This window comes from Micromonospora sp. NPDC005305 (genome assembly GCF_040607315.1).
Lineage (GTDB): Bacteria > Actinomycetota > Actinomycetes > Mycobacteriales > Micromonosporaceae > Micromonospora.
In genome coordinates, this window is record NZ_JBEXGL010000048.1 from 1 (window position 1) to 5,909 (window position 5,909).

Sequence of the window (5,909 nt, forward strand, 5' to 3'; positions counted from 1 at the left end):
GCCGTCTGGATCAACCCGCCCGAACCAGCAACCGATCAACCACTACCCCAAGCGGCGTAACACCCACTGGTCTCACCGGCCTTGACAAGTACCGAGGCCGCGGGCGCGTTGGCGGTCGTAGTAGGCGCGGGCGCCGGGGGAGGCGATCAGGGCGGCGAAGGCCTGCCGGCCGAGGGCGTCGAGGAGTCGGTCGTTGTGCACGTAGCGGGCCAGGACGATCTTCTTCTTCCCGGACTGGCGGGTGATGGGGCTGGTGCCGGCGTAGTTGCGGCGGGCTTTGGCGTCGGTGTAGCGGGTGGGGTCGTCGCCGAACTCGGCAAGCACCCGGGCGCCGAGAATGCGGCCCAGGCCGGGTTGGCTGAGGTAGACCTCAGCGTCCGGGTGCTGCCCAAAATGCGCCTCGACCTGCTGTTCCATTGCCTTGATCTGCGTGTGCAGCGTGGTCAGGATCGCTACCTGGGCGCGGACGGTGGCGGCGTATGCCGCGGTCACCACCGGGGGTTGGCCCAGCTGTTGGCTGCGCAGCGCGGCCTGCAGCTTGTCCGCCTTGGCCGGGACGTCGCGGCGGCGGGCCCGTTTCAGCGCGCTGGTGATCTGTGTGGTCGTCAGCCGGGCCGCCGAGGCCGGGTCGGGTGCCTTGCCCAGCAGTTCTAGGGTGTCGAGCGCGGCCAGGTCGTCGAAGGCGACGAGGGCGGCGGGGAAGAACTCGCGTAGTGCCTGCCGCAGCCGCAAGGTGTGACGGGTGCGTTCCCAGATCAGCGTCTTGTGCGCCCGGGTCACGACCTTGACCGACTCGGCGCCAGCGCTGTCGCCGGCGACCGGGCGCAGCTGGTGCCGGTCGGTGCGCACCATGTCAGCCAGGGCGTGCGCGTCACCCGCATCGCTCTTGGCCCCCGACACCCCGCGCCGTTCCCGATACCGGGCCACCTGCAGCGGGTTGATTGCATACACCTGGTAGCCGGCGGCGATCAGCGCCTGCACCCACGGGCCCCGGTCGGTCTCAATGCCGATCACCACCTGGACCGGCTCATCGCCCTCGCCCAGATGCTCTCCGACCAGCGTGTGCAGGCGGGCGACGCCGCCGATCCCCTCCTCGAGTCTCGCCTTGCCCAGCCGCCGGCCCGCCGCGTTCTGCACCTCGACGTCGTGGTGGTCCTCGGCCCAGTCGTCTCCTACGAACAGCACGTCAGCCTCCCTAGTCCACAGCGGACTCAGGCAGCGTTCGGGAGAACTCCCGCGAGCTAATGAACAAGTGCTCACGCCAGCGGCGGGCACGACATCCCATCAGCGGTCACGTCTCCCGACCACCGGCAGGGGCACGATCTGTCACTAGGACTGCGCCGCGTCCTGCAACGGGGAGTGCTCACCCGCCAGCGGCTACCGGAACCGAGTCTGCCGCAACCGACCCGGCAACTCTCATTAGCAACCGCACCAGACGGCGGCGGGCCAGCGAGCGCGGAGACGGACGGGGCTCCGAGCCGGCGACCGTTCCCAGACGGGACGGACGAGCTGCACAGAGCTTGTAAACGAGATGTCGCGGGTCGAGCCGAGAGCCGTCAGGGGTATGGCGACGCGGACGCGACTCAGGGGCCGCCAACTAAGATCCGGTAGCTACACCGGGAGGGGTCAGATGGAGACGTGGCGAGTCCTAGCGGGTGCCGCCCTGTGCCTGGCTATGAGCCTCGTCGGTGTCGGCCTGGCTACCAACTTTCGCGGCATGACGGAATGGCACGTACGGCGGTCGATGTCCACCGCGAGCGGGAGTCGGCGAGTTCCGCACGAGGAGCGCATAGCGCGCTTCATCCTGCTCGAACGGGTGATGGGCGTAGCTTTCGCTGTGGTCGGCCTTATGGCCCTGGTTGATCTCGTCTACAACATCTTGGCCGGTTGGCCGATACGGATGGTGAAGTAGGCACACGTGAACGCGTGCGGACATGACGCACAGGGCTTGTAGACGAGGCGTCAGGCAGCGAGGCAGCAAGAAGGCAGCGCGAGCCTTGATGCGGGTCGGACCTTAACGTGAAACGACGACATCCGGCACCTGCTCTTCGACGCGGGCCGACACCGGCTGGCAGCAGCCGACAGCTTGAAACCGCATCCCCCCGACCGGGGGTCACCCCTCCTCCGCTAGAGAGCGACGAGCAGCTAGACCGGCGAGCAACACCCGCAAACTGGCGGCTACCAGCGGGCGGCAAGGAACTGGCCGTAACGGCTGGTGACTATCCATCTGCTTCCTCGGGTGGCTCGGTTCGTCAGCGCGGCTGCTGCCAGCGCTGCACATCGAGCAGGCAATATGGAACGATGCCGCGATGACTGTGCGGATCGCCACTACGCAGCCGACAGCAACCGCCGACGCCCGAGAAAACGGCCGCAAGGCTCGCGCGCTGATGCGTCAAGCCGCCAAGGCGCATGCCAACCTCATCCACTTCCCAGAGGGCTTCCTGTCCGGCTATGCCAAGGAGCAGATCGCCGACTGGGATGACGTGGATTGGGCTGCGGTCAGCGATGAGGCCGGCAAGGTGGCCGAGTTGGCCGCGGAACTCGGGATGTGGGTCGTCCTCGGCTCGGCGCACCCGCTGACACCGCCGCATCGTCCACATAACAGCCTCTACGTGATATCCGACCGCGGACGGGTCGTCACCCGGTACGACAAGCGCTTCTGCTCGAACACCGAAATCACCCGCTTCTACAGCCCCGGCGTCGAACCGGTGGTGTTCGACGTCGACGGCTATCGGTTCGGCTGCGCCATCTGCATCGAGATCAATTTCCCGCAGCTGTTCGCCGAGTACGAACGCCTCGGCGTGGACTGCCTGCTGCTGTCAGCCTGGCCGGTCGACTCGATCTTTTTCCTCAAGGCTCAGGCACACGCCGGGATCAACAACTACTGGCTCAGCCTGTCGGTCCCCCAGCAGAGTGCCAACCTGATGCGGTCGGCGATCATCGGCCCCGACGGAAGCAACCTGGTCTCCGTCGAACCCACCACGGAGCTGGCCGTGCTGACCCTGGACCGGGACGCTCCCGAGTTCCACATCGCGCTGGATCTCGCCCGCCCGTGGCGCGCCGAGGCCAACAGGGGCGACATCTACCGCAGCCGCCGCGTGGACGATCCCCGCAGTGCCGACCGAACCAGTGTGTAGTCCGACAGAGTTTCCGCAGGTCATGAGGCACTCGGGGCGCAGCGGAGGTCGGGCAGCCCCGGCTCTTACTTGCAGCGGAGCCGCACGAACCGGCACTCCAACGGGTCATCGACTTGGAACGACAGCTTGGATCGGGTGGAGCTAACGACAGCAACGGCGACAGCAACCGGCGTGGACGAAGGCGCCCTTCGGCGGAAGCGTGCGGACAGTCGCCCGAGGTCGCGAACGCGGACAGACGACGCCGGACGATCCGCACAGAGCTTGTAAGCGAGGCGTCCGGGCCACGGTCAGCGGAATGGGCAGGCAGGTCAAGTGACCGTTCACTCAGAGGATCGGCCCCAGAAGACTGTCAGGGCTCTACGCCCGATTCAGGACCGGGCTCTTCGAGGCTCTCCACGTACAGGCGCGCCAAGAGTGCCGCCGCCTCGACCGGATCCCTGGTCTGCAAGAGGCGCTCGCTGTCCGGTGCCGCGCGGCTGAAAACGGAATACCAGCCGTCGGACCAGACCGCCACGGTCGGCCGTCGCTCCTCCGCCGGAATGCCCCAGATGTGTGGGCCATGCCCGGGCACCAGTGTGTCCACGGGTGTCCGAGGGTACGCCGACCGCAGCACCGGTTCGGCGTACGCGGCTTGAAGCAGGGGCCAGAAGGCGGGGGAGAGCCAGCCTCGCTCTTCGTCGTGTGGTGGCGCATGTTCGTCGAGCAGCATCTGCCACACGGCTTCGGGCCGTAGCTCCTGGGCGGCACCTTCGACCGGCTCCGTCATCAAGGGGTAATGCCCAGTGCCGGACCAGCTTACGCTCGGTCCGGAGCGCGCCCGATGAAAGCAGCAAGGAGGCAGCGAACGCTGCGGCCAAGGCCGTGAAGCGTCGTCAGCTAACCGCAGGCACCGGGCGAGTTCCAGCGCTGCTTGGCACCCGATCTCACTGGTCGGCAGCAGCCTGTTGCCGCTTCCCCCAAGAAAGACACGTAGCGATCCGTCTACGAACAGTGAACCCGAGTCGCGCATCCATCGGTACCCTTGGCTGCGTCCGCAACCGTTGAACGCGTTGAAACTTCGTGGGAAGGAGGAGCGATGACGCGCGCAACGAGAGCACGCAGACCGTGCTCAATCTATATCCGCCGGATGACTACCTGCGGCTCTGCCATTTCCGCCCCATGGGTCCTGGTCGCACCGGGTATTGCTGTGCTCGCCTGCCGAAGATCAGCAAGGGTGCAGCTACCGCTGATGCCGCCGCCCTGCCTCGACATCGCCGAGCCACACCTGCCGCCATGTGGCGGGCAGGTTGTTCACGGCCGCATCGACCGCAGCGTGCGGGTCGTCGGTGTCGAGCAGCGGAGGCGGCAACGGATCGGCCAGGTTTCCTTGCAGGACGAGACTGGGGTGCGGCGGATACGTGATGAAGCGGCCGTCCGGCGAGAACCAAATCCATGGGCAGTCGTGGGTGAACGGGTAGTCGGAGCAGCGGCTGAAGTGCAGGCTGTTGTGGCTGGTATAGGGGAACAGCGTCCGCAGCCGGGTGCCTGCAGCAACGGTGAGGAGCTGATCCAACCGGATGGTGAACCAGTCGTCGCCGGACCTGGCTAGACGGCGCCTCCAAGCGGCGTCACGCACATCGTCGAGGGAGCGCGGAAGATCGGCATGCACCGTCTCATTGTCGAACTGTGCCGCACCGCCATCCACACCAGCTCACGTCGGCGCGCGGACCGAGCGCACCTTTGACAAGTCATAGAAGCGTCGGCCGGGACCCGACAGGGCCGGCTTGCCAGCGTGTCGGGTCTCCGAACGTCTGTGACTGCTCACGCAGCCACGTTCCCAGCGTTGCGGCCTTGCGGTCGGGCAGCACATCGATGCGCTCACGGGTGACCGCGTCGATCAGGACGGTGGCGTATCGCTGACGTCGCCGCAACGCGAAGTCGTCCACCCCAAGCACCCGGGGCGCCAGCCGCTCGGGCAACGGCAGGCGCAGCAGCGCCCGCAGGGCGGTGTGCGGGGACCCGACCACCGCCAAGGCCGACAACATCCGCGCGCCGGCGCGGCCGGCCAACTGCCGCACCACCGCACCGACCTGGGAGATCAGTCGGAGGTGCGGCGCTGGTAGCGGCTCAGGACCCCGGGCAGTTGTTCCCGGAACGTTCGACGGCAGCCCTGGGTCGGGCATACCAGACGACGTATGCGCACCCGGACCACCACCGGCCGGGCATCGACCGGCACGTCCGCGAGGGTGCGCTAGTGATACCCGTGCACCCGGCCCGTCACGGCCGCGCAGCCCGGACAGGCCACCGGCCCCTCGGGAGTCCGAGCCCGCACCAGGATCCGTTCGCCCTCGTCCGTCACGTCGTCGATCACCAGCGGCAGCAGCCCCGAGAAGACCATCTTCGTAAGATCACCGATCTTGCACACATGATCTCAACGACATTGACTACTTTCGGTCACCACCGAATGTGAGACAGAGCCCTTAAATCCACAGGCCCACGAGGTCGTCCGCGGAAGTGGACGAGACGGCAGCTGATCGACGGAATCCGGCGGCGGACCAGGGTAGGTTCACCGTGGTGAGACGTGGCCGCCCGGTATGGCGGTGGCAGAGATGCCGCGGCCTTAGCGTGCGGCGCCGCCCGGTCGACCTGGGTCGGTCCCGGAGGGTCGGTGACCGACGCGTGGAGCCCGTATCACTGGGGAGTTGCCAGACGCCGGGCGGAAACCCCGCGCCGCGCCGGCCACCGTATCGTCGGGATCGCGCTCGAGGGCCCGCCGGATGTGCGGCGGGATAA

The 5,909-nt window shown here is 67.4% G+C and carries 3 protein-coding genes and 2 pseudogenes; 1 reads left to right on the forward strand and 4 read right to left on the reverse strand.

Features of this window, described 5'->3' with window-relative positions:
- Positions 1-90 precede the first annotated feature (90 nt).
- A pseudogene (locus tag ABZS80_RS33170) lies at positions 91-1,185 on the reverse strand (IS110 family transposase); the annotation flags it as partial.
- 1,124 nt (positions 1,186-2,309) lie between these two features.
- Here ABZS80_RS33170 and ABZS80_RS33175 point away from each other — a divergent pair.
- Complete coding sequence (locus ABZS80_RS33175; protein WP_355062156.1) at positions 2,310-3,137, forward strand: carbon-nitrogen hydrolase family protein; 828 nt, start codon at positions 2,310-2,312, stop codon at positions 3,135-3,137.
- Between the two features lie 349 nt (positions 3,138-3,486).
- On the opposite strand, the gene ABZS80_RS33180 is transcribed toward ABZS80_RS33175, so the two are convergent.
- The 3 genes and pseudogenes from ABZS80_RS33180 to ABZS80_RS33190 all read right to left on the reverse strand — a co-directional run.
- Positions 3,487-3,903: a DUF6193 family natural product biosynthesis protein gene (locus ABZS80_RS33180; protein WP_355062158.1), complete on the reverse strand. Its 417-nt coding sequence runs from the start codon at positions 3,901-3,903 to the stop codon at positions 3,487-3,489.
- Between the two features lie 453 nt (positions 3,904-4,356).
- Complete coding sequence (locus ABZS80_RS33185; protein WP_355062160.1) at positions 4,357-4,821, reverse strand: DUF6193 family natural product biosynthesis protein; 465 nt, start codon at positions 4,819-4,821, stop codon at positions 4,357-4,359.
- Between the two features lie 115 nt (positions 4,822-4,936).
- Positions 4,937-5,514 (reverse strand): annotated as a pseudogene (locus tag ABZS80_RS33190) (transposase family protein); the annotation flags it as partial.
- Positions 5,515-5,909: the final 395 nt, after the last annotated feature.